The sequence below is a fragment of the Ottowia sp. SB7-C50 genome (assembly GCF_033110285.1).
Lineage (GTDB): Bacteria > Pseudomonadota > Gammaproteobacteria > Burkholderiales > Burkholderiaceae_C > Ottowia.
In genome coordinates this window covers 2,220,863-2,237,373 of the sequence record NZ_CP136995.1, presented here as the reverse complement: position 1 = coordinate 2,237,373, position 16,511 = coordinate 2,220,863, and the positions used below count along the sequence as shown (strand labels likewise).

Here is a 16,511-nt window from a genome sequence, read left to right as displayed (position 1 = left end):
AGCGTCGGCAAAGCGCTGCCAGCACTGTCAATCAGCTCCGTGCCGCCGCAACGCATCGTCAACCTGTTGCGTCGCCTCGATCAGGCTGGCCACCAGCCTTTCGTCGATGTCCAACAGACCCTCGTACTCGCCCAAGTTGCGCGTGTTGTGGCACTTGTCCAGCACGCGCCACACTTCTGGCCCCAGGCCCAGCGTGTGCGGCAGCACCTGAAAGACGATGTAGCGCTGGCTGGGCCGATAGCCATTGCGCCGCAAGGCCGCCAGGCACAGCGCGTGCGCGGCGTTGTAAGCCAGGTCGAAGCGGCTCTCCAATGACAGCGCCGGGTTGGCCGCGTCGTGCAGGCGCGCGCGGCCCGTGCGCAGCAGGCCGGCGGATTCGGCCGAGTCGGGCGGCTCGGCTTTCAGCGGCTTGGCCGGCCCGCTCAGGTTGAGCAGTGGGTCAATCGCCACGAAGTGCTTCCTCATCGCCCATCAGCCAGATGCGCGGCTGATCCAGCACGCGGGTGACAAAGGCGTTGTCCTGCGCGCGCCGCCGCGCCAGTTCGGCACGGGTGTACAGCGTGGGGTTGATGGTGCGGCCCAGCGTCTGCGCCGCGCCCTCCAGCGCGCTGAACACCTCGGCATAGCCCAGCGCATCGCTGACGATCAGCACGTCCACATCGCTGGCAGCCGTGTCCTGCTGCCTCGCGACCGAGCCGTAAACAAACGCCGCCGCCACCTGATCCGCCAGCGGCGCAAACGCCGCCCGCAGCACATCCGCCAGGCCCACCGTCTTCAGCACCAGCCCGCGCAGTTCGGCAAACACCGGCGACGCCGCATTGGCCTGATAGTGCTTCTGATTGCCCTGATCGCGCACCGTGACCAGCCCCGCCGCCAGCAGACTGGCCAACTCGCGCTGCACCGCCCCCGTGCCCGAGCGCGCCAGCGCGATCAGCTCGTTGGCGTAAAAGCTGCGATCCGGCGCCCCAAACAGCACCGCCAGTACGCGCTGGCGCACGGCGGGGAAGAGGGCGTCCAAGGCGGAGGTCATGGAACTCAGTTTATACCCAAAATGGGTTTGATGAAGCCCGAATTGGGGTTGGGGTTCGGTGTGCGGTAGATCGGAGGGAGCCTGGTTCAAAAAGGACCTGCTGTTTGAGCACCGATGCTGCCTCGCAGTCAGAGCTAAAAGCTGCTCCAGCGCTTGATGGACAAGCGCGAGTAGCTATAAAAAAGATACTAACCGGCGCGTCATGCGGCGCTGGGGGAGGCCGCTATAGGCAGAGTGGTCGCGCAGCACGGGGGCTCGTCAATCTCTCAAGGGCTTGCCGCTGCCCTGGGAGTTAATTTTGAGCTAACCCCAATTTCCCTTGGTCTGATCCTAATTTCCCCCCCGAGTTACCCTGACCCCGATTTACCCCTAGTTCAAGCAGTGCCTCTTTGGGCTTACGGCGTCCCATACAGTCTTGGTCAGCAAGAGTGACTCTGCAAAGCTACCTCTATAGCTTCCAACCCACTAAAGATATCGTTCGACAAAGACTTTAGTCTGTTTGGCGATGGAATTGCCGTCACTGCCTTGGGATATGGAGATGTTGAATTGAAATGCGTGTGTGCATAGTGATTTCGCAGAGGGTTAAGCTCGTTAAGTGCCGAAGTCAAGCTTGAAAATGTCGTTCCGATTGATGTTTCTACTGCTTCAAGAATTCGATATCCAACTACAGCGACAACCAATTTTTCAAAATGAGTTTGATAATGGAAGCCATGGGTTGTTTTTATATACTTTGATTCCAGCCAACTGCTGCGTGCGACTGATAACCCGCATCGAACTGAGCATTCTCGAACTAAATGGTCCATGGCTTCTTCGGTCCATCCGCACACTTCAAGAATACTGCATTTGGAAGCGAGAAGCGTCTCCTTGTTGTTTTTCGCGCTTCTAAACACTTGCTCGTAGTAGTCGAGCGTAGTATCCAGTTCAGACTTCGACAACATGTTAATTCGCAAATATCTTTTGTGATCGCTCTATTCTTTCTTTCACTTGTCGCGCACTCGTTGTGTCTATTTTTGACGAGGCTCCAGCTATTTCATAGCTATCACTAAGGTCTTTAATCTTGCGTCCCAACATGGTATTATTCATTGCCGATGCGGTGCCAAGATTTCTGCTGATTCCCACTAGAGCTGACTCTGCAAGTGTGTAGCCCACTTTTTGGATGTTCGCGGCGTCTATGCATCGTCGAATAATTTTTGCAACTTCGCCCAGTTTGTCAAGATCCGTTTTTAGTGGGTCTTGTCGGTGTATTCGCATAAATTCATTCAGAAAGCTTGGCATATTGCCTGAGTATGAATCGCTTTGAGCATTCAGCGCTAAATAGCGAACAATAAGCTCAATTGATTTAAATCGGGCGCCCTTCCCGGGAAGCAAGTTCTTCAAAAACTTCCATTCTTTATTTTCTTTTTCGAATTTTTTTATTGCGTCATTTAAGGCGCCGGAATAGATGCAATTTCGTATTTCTTGATGATTGAGTTTTGAGCCGCCTGAATTTAGTCTCTTGAATATGGTGAATAGATATTCCGAGTGGGCCTTAGACGACTGGTCGCATCTGATTACTGTTATAGGAAGCGTGAGGTTTTCAATTTTTCTGAAAAGAATTTGATTGTCTTCATCGCCTTCTTTGATTTGAATGTTGCTTTTTCCGGATATTGTCGGATTTATTTCAATCGTTCGAGTTAATCGCCATTCATTCGTCGTATCCAAAAATTTAATAATGGACGTCATGCGTTGTAATCCATCCACAACAGTCCATTTTTGAGTTTGAAAATCAAGGCTGAAGCACATGCTGGGGATAGGCAATTGCTTCATCAAAGAGTCTATGAAGATTGATTGTTCTCGCCCCGACCAGACGACATCTCTCTGGAATGTTGGTTGAATATCGAGTATTCCTTCCTTGTACATTCGAAATAGGTCGGCACATGACCGCAATTCATTAAAGGCGACAACATCCTTAGGTGGTTGGATATTTTCGAGTTCCTCGTCAGGATCTTTGTGTCTAGACTTATCTTCCATAGAAATACTCCGTTGTGCACTAAGTTACCGCGCTGTAAACCTTTATCTGCTCAGCGCACCCATGAGTCCTTCAATCCCGCAATCCGGTTGAACACCAGCTTGCCGCGCGCATGGTGATCCCGCCGGTCCGCCACAAAGAAGCCGTGCCGCTCAAACTGAAAGCGATCCTCGGGCTGCGCGGTGGCAAGCGACGGCTCCACGATGGCCTGTGCAGTGCTCAGGCTGTTGGGGTTGAGCACGGTGAGGAAGTCGCGGCCGCCGGCGTCGGGCTGTTCTTCGGTGAACAGGCGGTCGTACAGGTTGACGGTGGCGGGCAGGCCGTCGGCGGCGCCGACCCAGGTGATGACGCCCTTGACCTTGGCGCTGTCGGCGCCGGGGGTGCCGGATTTGGTGTCTTTGAGCACGGTGGCGCTGACGCTGACAATGTTTCCTGCTGCGTCTTTGATAGCGCCGGTGCATTCGATGACGTAGCCGTATTTCAGGCGCACCTTGCTTCCGGGGACCGCGTTGCCGCTGGCGTCAACGCTCGGCGGGAACAGGCGGAAGAAACCCTTGGGCGGGGTTTCTTCGTAGTCGGTGCGCTCGATCCACACTTCTTTGCCCATGCTGAACTGGCGCTGGCCCATGTCGGGGTGGTGCGGGTGCACGGGGGCGGTGCAGGGCTCCAGGTGGCCGGGGCCGAAGGCTTCGTCCCAGTTGGTGATGACGAGCTTGAGCGGCTCCAGCACGGCCATGGCGCGGGGCACAACCGGGTCGAGCGTGTCGCGCAGGGCGGCGTCCAGGGCGGCGTAGTCCGTCCAGGCGTCTCCGTTCTTGGTGACACCTGATCTTTCGGCAAACAGGCGCAGCGCCTCGGGCGTGTAACCGCGGCGGCGCAGGCCGGCCAGCGTGGGCATGCGGGGGTCGTCCCAGCCCGACACATGGCCTTCTTCGACCAACTGTCGCAGCTTGCGCTTGCTGGTGATGACGTGGCCGACGTTCAGGCGGCCAAATTCGTATTGGCGCGGGGGCGGGGCGGTCAGCAGGCCGCCTTCGGCCAGTCGTTCCAGCAGCCAGTCGTAAAACGGGCGCTGGTCTTCAAATTCCAGCGTGCAGATGCTGTGGGTGATCTGCTCCAGCGCGTCCTCGATGGGGTGCGCGTAGGTGTACATGGGGTAGATGCACCAATTGTCGCCGGTGTTGTGGTGCGTGGCGTGGCGGATGCGGTAGATGGCCGGGTCGCGCAGGTTGATGTTGGGGCTGGCCATGTCGATTTTTGCTCTCAACACCATAGCGCCATCGGCATGCTGGCCCTGCGCCATCTCGCGAAAACGTGCCAGGTTTTCAGCCGGGCTGCGGACGCGGAAGGGGCTGTTGACGCCGGGCGTGCCAAAGTCGCCGCGGTTGGCGCGCATCTGCTCGGGGGTCTGCTCGTCGACATAGGCGTGGCCAGCTTCGATGAGGTATTCGGCCGCGCGGTACATGAAGTCGAAGTAGTCGCTGGCGAAGTATTCGTGCGGCTGCTTCACGCCGGGGCGGGCGGGGTCGTCGGCAAAGTGGTGGTCCCAGCCGAGCCAGCGCACGGTGTCGCGGATGCTGTCGACGTATTCCTGCTCTTCCTTCTCGGGGTTGGTGTCGTCAAAGCGCAGGTGGCACACGCCGCCGTATTCCTGGGCCAGGCTGAAGTTCAGCCAGATGCTCTTGGCGTGGCCGATGTGCAGGTAGCCGTTGGGCTCGGGCGGGAAGCGCGTGCGCACCTTGGCCGGGTCGGGCATGCCGGCGGCGTGGCTCGGGCCGTCGCCGGGTTCGCCGCCCCAGCGGCGCTGGGCGTAGGTGCCTCGGCTCAGGTCTTCTTCAATGACCGAACGGATGAAGTTGCCGGGCTTGACGGCGTCGGGCGCAGGGGTTTTGTGGGTGGGGGCGGACATGAGGCTGATTCTAGGAGTCTGCGCGGCAGAAGGCGTCGCATCTTCTGCCGCGCAGACTCCCAGGCGGCGGGCCTCTAGCAGGCGGGCGGACAAGGGCGTCGCAGCGGCCCGCGCGCAAGCCCTGCTGTAACGTTCAGATACGCCTTTCACCTGCCAGTCGTGTGCGGTACAGGGGGTTGTCGCGTTGAATAGTCAATCGGCACCCGTGGGGTGGCGTGACAAAGCTGTAAACAACGAAGGAGTCAAGACATGCAGATGATCCAACGCATTGTGGTGGCCGGCGCCGTGGCGCTGGGCGCCCTGGGCACCGCCGGTGTGGCGCAGGCGCGCAGCGACGTGTTCTGGTCGGTCGGCGTGGGCGCGCCTGGCGTGTCGGTCGGCATCGGCAACGCGCCGGTGTACGCGGCGCCGCAGCCCGTGTATGCCGCGCCGCAGCCGGTTTACATGGCACCGCAACCGGTGTACGTGGCGCCGCAGCCCGTGTACGTGCGGCCCCGCCCGGTGTATGTGCCGCAACCCACCTATTACGCGCCGCCGCGCGTGGTGTATCGCCCCGCACCGGTCTATTACGGCCCGCCCGGCCATTACAAGCGCCATCGCCACCAGCACCAGCGCGGCTGGGGTTACTGACGCGCGCTGACCCACGCGGCCCCGCCGCGTGACGAGAGGTTCTCCCCCACCGGAAGAAGCGCCGTCAAGCGCTGCGCCGGTTTCTCCAAGGTGACCACCCTTGAGGCCCACTGCCCTTGCGGGACGTGGGCTTTTTTCTGTGTGCGGCGCAGACTCCTAGCTACATGGCCTTGAACAGGTGCGCGTGCAGCCGGCTGACGGCCAGCGTCTCGCCCACGCCGCGCACGCGCAACTGCAGGCGCCCGGCCTCGTCGCGCTGCACCTGGTCGATGGCGTCGGCGCGCACCAGCGTGCTGCGGTGAACCTGCCAGAACTGCTGCGCGTCCAGTTGCGGCTGCAGCTCTTTCAGCGGCGTGCGCAGCAGGTGTTCGCCCGTGGCGGTCAGCACGCGCACGTACTTGTCGGCGGCCTGCAGCACCAGCACGTCGTCGAGCGGCACCATGCGGATCACGCTGCCGCCGCTGCCCGGCGCGCTGACGGCCAGTTGCCGCAGCGGCGGCTGCGCGGGCGTCGCCGGCCCGGGCTGCAGGCTGGCCAGCAGGCGGCGCAGCTGGTCGGCGGTGGCGTCCAGCGCGGCGGGGTGGGCGGATGCTCCTGAATCAATAGCTGCCTGCGCAGAATGGGCCAGCGCCAGGCGCATTTTTTGCACCGTTTTTTGCAGTCGCGCCGGCTGCACCGGCTTCAGCACGTAGTCGATGGCCTGGGTCTCGAAGGCCTGCACCGCGTACTGGTCGTAGGCGGTGACGAAGGCCAGCGCAGGGAAGGGGCGCTCGCCCGCGGCGTCCCACGCGTCGGCCAGTTCGGCGGCGGCGTCCAGTCCGCTCAGGCCCGGCATGCGGATGTCGAAGAACAGCACGTCAGGCTGCAGGCACAGGGCCTGTTGCACGGCGCTGGCGCCGTCGCCCACGGTGGCGACGATGCGCAGCTCGGGCCAGGCGCGCGCCAGTTCGGCCGCCAGGGCGGCGGCCAGCAGCGGCTCGTCTTCGGCGATCAGGGCGGTGGGGCTTGAATTCATGGCGGATCAAGGGGCAAGCGCGGTGCGGGGCAACGGCGGCGCGGCGCGGGGCAGGCCGAACCAGGGCCTGAGCATGTCCACGCGGCGAATGGCTTCGTAGCCGGCCCAGCTCAGCAGCAAGGTCACGGCCACCAGCACCGGGCCTTCGCGCAGCGGCGGCCAGGCCAGGGGCAAAAGCACCCAGGCGGCCAGCAGCAGAATGGTCTGGTGCAGGATGTAGACCGGAAACACGGCCTCGTTCAGGCGCGCGCGCCAGGCGCCGTCGCGGTTCATGTAGCGCCGCGCGTAGCCCAGCGCCGCGACCAGCGCGCCCCACTGCAGCGTGGCAACCACGGCATGGCCCGTCCAGCCGCGCGGCTGCCCCAGCACCAGCGCCGCCCAGGCCGCCAAGGCCAGGGCCAACGCGGCCTGACGCCAGCGCTGCAGCCGGGCCCAGGCGCTGCCATCTGCCGCCAGACACGCGCCCAGGCAGAACATCGACAGGTACATCGCGTGGCTGAACGGGTCGTTGAGCAGCGCATACGTCACGGGATAGCGCGGCGACAGTTGCCAGCGCAGCAGAAAGAGCCACACCGCCGGCCCCACCAGCAGGCCGGCGCCGCCCAGCGCCCGGGCCAGCCACGCGCCGCCCTGCTGCAAGGCACCGGGCCAGCGCGCCACCACGCCCAGCAGCAGCGCCGTGTACAGCCACAGATAGGGCAGAAACCACAGGTGGTTCCAGGTCGGCAGGATCATGCAGCGGCCGGCCTGGCAAAAGCGCTGGTCGTGGCTGAAGTACAGCGCCAGAAAGTCGAGATAGCTGCCCGCGTAGCCGAATTTCTGCATCACTTCCAGATACGCCTGCGGCGGCACCACCACCAGCACGCCGGCCAGCAGCGGCAGCAGCAGGCGCCGGCTGCGATGGCGCAGCAAGGGCAGCGGTGGCGCACGGCGCAGCATGAAGGCCGTGGCCGCGCCAGCGACCACGAAGATCAGGCTCATGCGCCAGGGCTCGGTCAGCTTCATCCACGGCTCCAGCGCGCGGCTGGCCAACGGGCTTTTCAGGTGAAACGGCCAGGTCACGTAATACATGCCCGTGTGATAGATCACCAGCACGGTGAAGGCGATGATGCGCAGCCAGTCCAGGAAGAACAGGCGCGGCGCGCCGGCAGCGCCTTCGTCGGATGGCGGGGTCATGGCCGGCACGGCGTCACGTGGCAGGGCGGTGGCCCACGCCGGCGGTCAGCGGCAGCGTGATGCGCACCGTGGTGCCGGCCCCAGGCTGCGACTGCACGTCAACCCGGCCCTGGCCGCCATAGGCCGAGGCGACGCGCTCGATCACCTGCGTCAGCCCGAAGCCGCGCCCGTTCGCTATGCCATCAGAAGCAGTCGGCGCATAGCCGACGCCGGTATCGGCCACTTCCAGCACCAGATGGCCGGCACCGTCGTGTGCCGCGCTGACGCGGACGGTGCCGCCGGCCACCTTGGGCTCCAGCCCGTGCTGGATGGCGTTTTCGACCAGCGGCTGCAGCAGCAGCGTGGGCACGGGCAGGTCGCGCAGGGCATCGGGCAGGTGCAGCGCCGGCTGCAGGCGTGGGCCCATGCGGATGGCCATCAGATCCAGGTAGTCGCGCAGGCGCTCGAATTCGGCCGACAGCGGGTGCAGGGTGGCGCGGCTGGCACCCAGCGTGGCGCGCAGGTAGTCGTTCAGTCGGTCCACCATGTGCTGCGCGGCGGCGGGGTCGATGCCGATCAGCGCGCGCAGGTTGGCCAGGGTGTTGAACAGCATGTGCGGCTCCAGCTGGCTTTGCAGCAGCTTGAGCTGCGCCTCGGTGGCGTCGCGCTCGGCGGCGTTCTTGGCGGCCAGCAGGTTAGCGGCCTTGCCGCGCAGGTGGAAATAGAAGGTGGCCACCGCGCCGGCGGCAATGGTGATGACCAGACCGATCTGCCCGTCGCGCGTGCTGCGCACCGCCCCGCTGCCGAACAGCCAGCCGCCCAGCGGGTAGCCCAGCACGAACCCGGCGCCAATGCCCACCGCGGCCAGCATGATGCCGCGCCAGCCCTTGGGCCAGCCGTGCCCGCCATCGCCCGCGTGGTGGCACTGGGCAGGGTCGAACAGGTGTCGACCAAATTCGATGATGGCCCAGGTGATGAGGCCGATGCACAGCGCGTTGCCGACCTGCATCCAGTACGGGTTGCGCGGCCAGATGGTGGTGGTCAGCACCGCGACCACGCAGCAGAACGCCACCACCTGCAGGAAGTGGCGGAACACCGTGGGCCAGCTGACGCGCGATATCATGGATGCTATTATTATAGTAGCTGTATACGCAGTACTGGCAAGCGCTGGCGCCGTATGTGACCAGCCATTTTGGCCGCTGCAGCGTCAGCGCGCCCTCGCGCATGCACCGCCGTGGCGCGTCGAACGGCAGCGAAGCGGGCGGGGTGCATGGCGCGATTGTGAGGGTTTCGCCTGCAGGCTATTGGCACGCCCGCACCACGGCCTGCAGCGCCGCCGGCGCCAGCGACACGCCGATGTGGTTGGCGCCCGCCACGACGGTGACGGTGGCCGGCACGCCCGCCGCGGTGAACAGCGGGGCGAACTGGTCGGGCAGGAACAGCTCGTCATCGCTGCCCACCAGCACCTGCACGGGCTGGCGCACCGCACGCAGGTCGGCCATGTAGTCCAGGCGCGGGCGGTAGTTGCTGGCCAGGTTGAAATCGTAGCGGGGCGTGAGCATGCGCTGGCCCGCTTCGTTCAGCCCGAACTCGGTGACGGGCAGGTGGTTGAGGCCCGTCACGCCCAGCCGGTTCAGCACCATCAGCGCGACGATGCGCGGCACGCCCACCGACACCCAGCCGTCCAGCCCCGGCCGCGCGGTGGGCGCGTCCTGGCCGATGAAGGGCGCCAGCAGCACGTAGCGGTCGAACAGCGTGGCGCGTCGGTCGGCGGCAAAGCGCAGCGCAAAGCCACCGCCGGCCGACAGGCCCAGCAGCATCGTGCGGCCTTGCCAGGGCGTGGCGCGCACGAAGTCTTCCAGGTCGTCCTCCAGCTGACCGATGTAGCCAATGTGCCCGCGCTGGCCCGAGCCGCCGTGCCCGCGCACGTCGAGCGACTGCACGGCGAAGCCCGCGGCGGCCAGCGCCTGCGCCAGCGGGTGCATCGACCGGCTGTCGGCCGACGAGCCGTGCAGCAGCACCACGCGCGTGCCGTTGGGTGCTGCCGTCGGCGCATAGGCCCGGTACGCCAGCGCCACGCCGTCGCGCGCGGTGGCTTGCTGCAGGGCGGGTAGGGCGCTGAAATCCACCTGGGCGAAGGGTGCGTTGATGCTGGCCAGCGGCACCACGGGGCGTGGTCCGCCCAGCCAGAGGGCCAGTGCGAGGCCAAGTACCAGCGCGGCGACCAGCAGCAGGGCGGACAGGGCGAGAAGACGTTTCATGGGCATGGTTGGGCAAGGGGCGCGGCCGATCAGGGTGGATCAGCCACCGCGCGCGATGCGCTCGCGCTCCTGCGCCACCAGCCGTTCGCGCCACGTCGCGCCGGGGCCGGCCAGCCACACCGCCGCGCCGTGAATCGCCAGGCCCAGGCCCCAGCCCAGCAAGGGGTAGACATGCCACGTCCGCCCGCCGGCCAGCGCCATGCCGGCCAGGCCCAGGTTGACGATGACGTAGATGGCCGCGTGCATGAACCAGCCCGCCTTGGCGCCGGCGCGCTTGCGGGCCAGGCGGTCGATCTGCTCGGCGGTCATGGGGGTCGAAGAGGTGTTCATGGTGGACTCCTGAAACAAGTGAAAAGAGGGGGGTCAGACCGGCACGGCCCGCGCCGCGGCCGGGCGCGCCAGGCGCAACACCCGCAGCGTGCGCGCCGCGAAAAGGCCCGACAGCAGGCCGTACAGCGTGGTCACCCCGAAGGCGAAGCCGGCATCGCGCGCCAGCGCGGGCTCCATGGCCAGTTGCACGCCGATGCAGTACTTCATCAAAAACACCGCCAGGATCAGCCCCACCGGCACCCAACTCCCCGGCAAGGTGAACGTGCGCGTGGCGGCGTCGTATGCGGCGCCGGCCGGGGGCGACAGCCGCGTGCCCAGCGCCAGCAGCGCGGCGTAGCACGCAGCCCACAGCGCCAGCAGTTCGGCCAGCCGGCCGCTGGCGCCAAATGCCGACTGCACGCCCCACAGCGCCAGTCCGCCCATGACCAGCGGCATCAGCAGCAGGCGGCCCAGGTGCACCAGGCGGGTGCGGGCGGCCGACAGGCCCAGCACCGTCAGGCCTGCCAGCACGCCCGCCACCCACAGGGGCGTGTGGCGCACGATGTCGGCGGCGGCTTCGGGGTGTTGGGCGAGCAGTTGGGTCAGCAGCATGGGAGGCTCCGGTCAGGTGGTCGATGGCGCGACTGTGCGCGGCGGCGGCGCGAACGGCGAGCGCAAAGCGACGAAATGCGGTGGGCGGGGCGCCAGATGCGGATGCGCGGTGTGAATGGCGGGCGGGCGGGTTCATCGGACGGTTTTTCTTCAACCATGCGACGCCGTCGGCCCTCGCCCTAACTTGCTCTCAGAAGGCGTTTGCTTATCCAGGCGCTGGCTGTGACGAGCTTGCCAACGTCAATAATCGTCGGCATGACTCCGCGCGCACCCACCCCCGTCGGCCGCCGCACGCTGCTGGCGGCGCTGGCCGGCGCATTCACCTTGCCGATGACCGTGACCGCCCAGGAACACCCCCAGACCGCCGCGCTGCTGCGCGCCGCACAGGCCGGCGACGTGGCCGCCATCGCCCGCGCGCTGGACGCTGGCGCGCCCCTTGAATCACGCGACGCCCGCGGGCGCACGCCGGTGCTGATCGCCACCGACGGCCACCACGTGGCGGCGGCGCGCCTTCTCATGGAACGCGGGGCCGACGTCAACGCGCAGGACGCACAGCGCGACAGCGCCTTCCTGCTGGCCGGCGCGCGCGGCTACACCGAGATCGTGCGCGCCGCGCTGGCCCACGGCGCCGACTGGCGCGTTACCAACCGCTTTGGCGGCACGGCGCTGATCCCGGCCTGCGAACGCGGCCACGTCGACACGGTGCGCGTGCTGCTGGCGACCGACATCGACGTCGACCACGTCAACCGGCTGGGCTGGACGGGCCTGCTGGAGGCGGTGATCCTGGGCAGCGGCGGCGCAGCGCACCAGGCCATCGTGCGCCTGCTGCTGGCGCGCGGCGCCCAGGTCAACCTGGCCGACCGCGACGGCGTGACGCCACTGCAGCACGCCCAGCGGCTGGGCCAGCGCGAGGTGGCCGCGCTGCTGCGCGCGGCGGGCGGGCGCTGAGCGGGGGCCACGGCTGTGTCGCTGGCTGACCCCACACCCACAGCCGGACGCAGAGGACGCAAAAAAAGACCCAGGAAATGATTCTTGTGGCTTTTCTTTTGCGTCCTTCGCGAATCCTTTGCGTCCTTCGCGTCCGGTTCCTGGTTTTCGTGGTTCGCCGCCGCTCCCGCGGCTGCATATCAGGAAAAACTGGCCCCCAGCGCTTGTAGAATAAGCGCCAGCAGCTACAAATGATGTAGCGTCAAAGAAAGAATTCGCTTGGACACCGCACTGCTGGTCAAGGCCGCGATCATGGGCATCGTGGAGGGGTTGACCGAATTTCTGCCCATCTCATCCACCGGCCACCTGATCCTGGCGGGCAGCCTGCTCGACTTCACGGGCGCCAAGGCCAAGGTGTTCGAGATTGCCATCCAGACCGGCGCCATCCTGGCGGTCATCATCGTGTACTGGCAGAAGATTCGCGACACGCTGGTGGCGCTGCCCAGCAGCCGGCAGGCGCAGCGCTTTGCGGGCAACGTGCTGATTGGCTTTGCGCCCGCCGTGGTGCTGGGCCTGCTGGCGGGCAAGGCGATCAAGGCGCACCTGTTCACGCCGCAAGTGGTGGCCACCACCTTCATCCTGGGCGCCTTCGTCATCCTGTGGGCCGAAAGCCGCCCGCAAAGCGCGGCGCGCGTGCAGAGCGTGGACGACATGACGCCGCTCGACGCGCTGAAGGTGGGCCTGGTCCAGTGCCTGGCCATGATCCCCGGCACCAGCCGCAGCGGCGCCACCATCATCGGCGGCATGCTGCTCGGGCTGTCGCGCAAGGCGGCGACGGATTTCTCGTTCTTCCTGGCCATTCCGACGCTGATCGGCGCGGGGGTTTACAGCTTGTACAAGGAACGCGCGCTGCTGTCGGCAGCCGACCTGCCGCTGTTCGCCGTCGGCCTGCTGTTCTCCTTCGTCAGCGCCTGGATCTGCGTGCGCTGGCTGCTGCGCTACATCGCCAGCCACAGCTTTGTGCCCTTTGCGTGGTACCGCATCGCCTTTGGGGTGATTGTGCTGCTGACGTGGTGGACCGGCGCGGTGGTGTGGCAGGATTGAGCGCATGAACTTTGCCGACATTCTGGCCACGCTGCCTGCCGCCGACCACCTGCGCGGCCTTGACGTGGTGGACGCCACCGGCGCCGTGGTGCACCACATTCCGGCGGCGCCGGGCAAGATGGGGTCGCTGCGGCTGTATCACGCGCTGGCCGAGCGCTTTGGCGGCGCGCTGAACGCCGACGCCGTGGCGCAGGGCATCGCGTGGTTTGCCGAGCACGTGGCCGACGCCCGCGCGCGGCCGGGCGCGCACCCCAACATCGACCTGCTGCTGGACGCGCAGACGCCCGGCAAGGGCTGGCGCCTGGTGCCGCTGGCGGCCTGACCGGCGATTGTTAGATCAATAACCCGCCAGCGCTTGTCCATCAAGCGCTGGCAGCTCATTTTTAAATAGCAAGAAAAGGGAGCGACGGGCATGAAGGGGTGGATCGCCGCGCGCCAGGCGCGCTGGCTGGGCATGCTGGTGCTGGGCAGCCTGTGGCTGCTGGCGGCGGCACAGGCGGCACCGCCGCCGCAGGCCGGCTTTACGCCCGACCCCGCCACGGTGCAGCGCTGGGGCGCTGGCTGGCGCTACCCGCAGGCCGGCTGGACGGTGCTGCACATCGAGGGCCCGCCGCGCGATCGCGGCCTGCAGCACGGCCACCTGATGGCGACCGAAATCGCGGCCCACATCCGCGCGCTGTCCGAGTTCTGGGGGCCGCAGGCGCCGGCCGCCGCGTGGGCGCAGAACCGCCGGGTGGCGCAGCGGCTGTTCGGCCAGGGCTTTCCGCCCGAGCAGATTCAGGAGATGCGCGGCATCGTCGACGGCGCCAACGCCGCCGGCGCGCGCGCGCACGGCCGCCTGCTGGACGTGCTGGACATCATCGTCCTGAACACGTCGAACGAGATCGACACCCTGCACGACGCACTGCTGGTGACGCCCAACGCGCCGCAGCTGCGCATTGCCACGCAGCAGCCGCTGGACCCGATCCTGAGCGGCGCGCACAAGCAGCGGCGCCGGCCGCAGCGCTGCAACGCCTTCATCGCCAACGGCGCGGCCACGGCGGACGGGCAGATCGTGTTTGGCCACATCACCATGTATGACCTTTACCCGGCCAACTTCTACAACGTGTGGATGGAGGTCAAGCCCACCCAGGGCTACCGCTTCGTCATGCAGTCCACGCCGGGCGGCATGCACAGCGGCATGGACTATTCGATCAACGAGGCCGGCATCCTGCTGGCCGAAACCACGCTCGACCAGGGCCCGCTGATCGACGGCGGCACGCCGCTGGCCGCGCGCATCCGCCAGGCGCAGCAGTACGCCGGCAGCATCGACGAAGCCGCCGCGCTGCTGACGAAGAACGACAACGGCCTGTGCTCCACCGAATGGGTGATGGGCGACCTGAAGCGCAACGAGATCGCGCTGCTCACGCTGGCCGGCGGCCAGAGCCGGCTGCACCGCAGCAGCCAGAACCAGTGGTTCCAGGGTGCCGAAGGCTTTTACTGGAACGACAACAACATCAAGGAACCCGGCGCGCGCCTGGCCGCCACGGCGCGGCGCGACGGGCGTCCCTCGGCCAGCGCGGCCTATATACCGTCCAAGCGCGATGAAGTGTGGCTGCGCGAATACCGCGCGCACAAGGGCAAGATCGACCTGGACTTTGCGCGCAAGCTGCTGTCCACGCCCGAAATTGTGTCGGCCTTCGGCGTCGACGCCAAGTACACCGACGCGAATCTGGCGGCGCAGCTGCACAGCTGGGGCTCGTTCGGGCCGCCCACCGGGGCGCTGTGGGCGCCCACGCCCAAGGAGGCGCGCGACCACGCCGAGATCCGCCCGCTCATCCAGAACCCCTGGACCTTGCTGACGGTGCAGCCGCCGCCGGCCGGCCCGGTCACCGCGGCGGCCGACCAGCCCCATCCGCGCCAGGCCTGGCCGTCGCCCAAGCCGGCCGATTACGTGTCGCCGCCGCCGTACTGGCGCGGCACGCTGCTGCCGGCAAGCGATGCGGACATCTGGCTGTCTACCGGCTTCGCGCGCTTCGAGCGCCTGCTGGCCGAGATGAACGCGCCGTCGCGGTCCACCCGCACGCCGCCCCACGCCCGGGACGACATCGGCGTCGAGGTGGCCTATTACCGCAGCTGGTTTGGCCGCGCCGCCCGCGCCGGGCACGACCGGCCGCTGGCGGCCACGCGCGCCGACATGGGCGACCCGCTCGGTTACCAGCTGGTGGCTGGCAAGGGCGTGCTGTTTCTGCACACGCTGCGCGGCGTGATGGGCGCCCAGGCGTTCGACGCCGCCGCGCGTGCCCTGGGCCGCGAGCGCGACGGCCAGCCGGTGAGCACGCAGCAGTTCCAGGCCTTCCTGCAGCGCCACACCGCGCGACCGTTGGGGCCGCTGTTCGACTGGTGGACGCAGCAGCCCGGCCTGCCCCTGCTGGGTGTGGCCGGGGCCGAGAGCCGTGCCGTGGGCAGCGGCTGGCAGACCGAGGTGACGCTGGACGTGTCGCGCATCGGCCCCGCGCTGGCGGTGCCGGTCACCGTCGAAACCGCTGACGGCGACGTGACGCAGACGCAGGTGTTCGACCGCGACCACCCGAGCCTCCGCATCACCACCCGCGGCAAGCCGGTGCGCGTGGTGGTCGACAAGCAGGGCACCACCGCGCGCGGAAATGGCTCGCCCTTCACCATCCTGACCATGGACGACGAGCTCGAAAACGCGCTGATCGTCTACGGCACGCAGGACGACGAGGTGGGCAACCACGAGGCCGCCCGGCTGCTGCAGACGGCGCTGCGCCGGCGCGAACACAACGTCCAGCCGCCCATCAAGTCCGACCGCGAGGCGAGCGAGGAAGACCTGCGCGGCCACCACCTGCTGCTGGTCGGCCGCCCGTCCACCAACGCCGTCAGCCAGCGGGTGGCGGCGCAATGGCCGGTGGATTTCGGGGCGCAATCGTTCGCGGTGCGCGGGCAGCGCTACACCCACCCCGAAAGCGCGGTGCTGGCCGCGGGCGACAACCCGCTCAACCCGCGCTATTCGGCGGTGCTGATCGCCGGGCTGGGCAGCCTGGGCACCTACCAGATCGTGGGCAAGTTCAGCGACGAACTGCTGGGCTATGCGCCGGTGGTCGTCGTGCCGTTCGGGCGCGAGCCGCGCGAACTGTCGCCGCCGCTGACCGAACTGACGCTGCAGCCGGTGTTTCGCTGACCCGGCGACGCGCTGGCCCGCGCAGACTCCTAGGCGCGGCCTACTTTACATTTCTTCAACGCGCGAACACGGGGTGGGGGCAGGCCCCCGCTACGATGTGTGCAGCGCTCCATCGTGCGAGGCGGCGGCCCTGCGGCCGTCTTAGGCCGCGTGGCCGTCCCGGCGCTTGCCTTGCTACACCTGCTCTATGACTGTCCAACAAACCCCGCCGCCTGACCCATTGCAAACCCCACCCCCCGCGCCGGCCCTGGCTCGGCCGCATCGTGGCGCTGCTGCTGGTGCTGGGCCTGGCCGGCAGCGCCTGGTGGCTGGTGCAGCGGGCCAAGTCGCCCGCCGCGCCGGCCGCGCGGGGTGGCGGCCCCGGTGGCGG

The 16,511-nt window shown here is 66.8% G+C and carries 16 protein-coding genes; 5 read left to right on the top strand and 11 right to left on the bottom strand.

All coding sequences use genetic code 11. The annotated features are described in order from the left end of the window. Positions 1-27: 27 nt before the first annotated feature. The 5 genes from R0D99_RS10585 to R0D99_RS10565 form a co-directional block, all read right to left on the bottom strand. Positions 28-450 carry a hypothetical protein gene (locus tag R0D99_RS10585; protein WP_317748215.1) on the bottom strand — a complete coding sequence of 141 codons (423 nt, stop codon included), beginning with the start codon at positions 448-450 and terminating at the stop codon, positions 28-30. Next, entirely contained in the window at positions 440-1,030 is a 591-nt protein-coding gene (locus R0D99_RS10580; RefSeq protein WP_317748214.1) for a nucleotidyltransferase domain-containing protein, read from the bottom strand. Before R0D99_RS10580 ends, R0D99_RS10585 begins: the two co-directional genes overlap by 11 nt. A gap of 419 nt (positions 1,031-1,449) precedes the next feature. Continuing rightward, the gene (locus R0D99_RS10575; protein ID WP_317748213.1) at positions 1,450-1,968 is read right to left on the bottom strand and encodes a hypothetical protein; all 519 of its coding nucleotides are present in this window, start codon (positions 1,966-1,968) and stop codon (positions 1,450-1,452) included. 1 nt (position 1,969) lies between these two features. Beyond that, positions 1,970-3,040: a DUF262 domain-containing protein gene (locus R0D99_RS10570; protein WP_317748212.1), complete on the bottom strand. Its 1,071-nt coding sequence runs from the start codon at positions 3,038-3,040 to the stop codon at positions 1,970-1,972. A gap of 50 nt (positions 3,041-3,090) precedes the next feature. Next, a complete protein-coding gene (locus R0D99_RS10565; protein WP_317748211.1) occupies positions 3,091-4,947 on the bottom strand; it encodes a glutamine--tRNA ligase/YqeY domain fusion protein in 1,857 nt (618 codons plus the stop codon). 249 nt (positions 4,948-5,196) lie between these two features. Here R0D99_RS10565 and R0D99_RS10560 point away from each other — a divergent pair, with 249 nt between their 5' ends. Further along, on the top strand, positions 5,197-5,577 hold the full coding sequence (locus R0D99_RS10560; RefSeq protein ID WP_416365869.1) for a hypothetical protein: 381 nt from the start codon (positions 5,197-5,199) through the stop codon (positions 5,575-5,577). A 160-nt stretch (positions 5,578-5,737) separates the two neighbouring features. Here the strand turns inward: R0D99_RS10560 and R0D99_RS10555 are convergent, their stop codons facing one another. The 6 genes from R0D99_RS10555 to R0D99_RS10530 all read right to left on the bottom strand — a co-directional run bounded on the left by R0D99_RS10555 (position 5,738) and on the right by R0D99_RS10530 (position 10,929). Beyond that, complete coding sequence (locus R0D99_RS10555) at positions 5,738-6,592, bottom strand: LytTR family DNA-binding domain-containing protein (RefSeq protein WP_317748210.1); 855 nt, start codon at positions 6,590-6,592, stop codon at positions 5,738-5,740. 6 nt (positions 6,593-6,598) lie between these two features. After that, complete coding sequence (locus tag R0D99_RS10550; protein WP_317748209.1) at positions 6,599-7,768, bottom strand: acyltransferase family protein; 1,170 nt, start codon at positions 7,766-7,768, stop codon at positions 6,599-6,601. 13 nt (positions 7,769-7,781) lie between these two features. Next, positions 7,782-8,870, bottom strand: a complete 1,089-nt coding sequence (locus tag R0D99_RS10545; RefSeq protein WP_317748208.1) for a sensor histidine kinase — start codon at positions 8,868-8,870, stop codon at positions 7,782-7,784. Between the two features lie 178 nt (positions 8,871-9,048). Next, positions 9,049-10,008: an alpha/beta hydrolase gene (locus R0D99_RS10540; RefSeq protein WP_317748207.1), complete on the bottom strand. Its 960-nt coding sequence runs from the start codon at positions 10,006-10,008 to the stop codon at positions 9,049-9,051. 39 nt (positions 10,009-10,047) lie between these two features. Next, entirely contained in the window at positions 10,048-10,338 is a 291-nt protein-coding gene (locus tag R0D99_RS10535; RefSeq protein WP_317748206.1) for a 2TM domain-containing protein, read from the bottom strand. Between the two features lie 33 nt (positions 10,339-10,371). After that, entirely contained in the window at positions 10,372-10,929 is a 558-nt protein-coding gene (locus R0D99_RS10530) for a DUF6622 family protein (RefSeq protein WP_317748205.1), read from the bottom strand. Positions 10,930-11,259: 330 nt separating this feature from the next. Between R0D99_RS10530 and R0D99_RS10525 the strand changes: the two genes are divergently transcribed. From R0D99_RS10525 to R0D99_RS10510, 4 genes are all read left to right on the top strand, one after another. Then, entirely contained in the window at positions 11,260-11,877 is a 618-nt protein-coding gene (locus tag R0D99_RS10525; protein WP_317751069.1) for an ankyrin repeat domain-containing protein, read from the top strand. Positions 11,878-12,135: 258 nt separating this feature from the next. Continuing rightward, complete coding sequence (locus R0D99_RS10520; RefSeq protein WP_317748204.1) at positions 12,136-12,960, top strand: undecaprenyl-diphosphate phosphatase; 825 nt, start codon at positions 12,136-12,138, stop codon at positions 12,958-12,960. Between the two features lie 4 nt (positions 12,961-12,964). Then, positions 12,965-13,282 carry a DUF2322 family protein gene (locus R0D99_RS10515; RefSeq protein ID WP_317748203.1) on the top strand — a complete coding sequence of 106 codons (318 nt, stop codon included), beginning with the start codon at positions 12,965-12,967 and terminating at the stop codon, positions 13,280-13,282. Positions 13,283-13,372: 90 nt separating this feature from the next. Further along, positions 13,373-16,141: a C45 family autoproteolytic acyltransferase/hydolase gene (locus R0D99_RS10510; protein WP_317748202.1), complete on the top strand. Its 2,769-nt coding sequence runs from the start codon at positions 13,373-13,375 to the stop codon at positions 16,139-16,141. Positions 16,142-16,511: the final 370 nt, after the last annotated feature.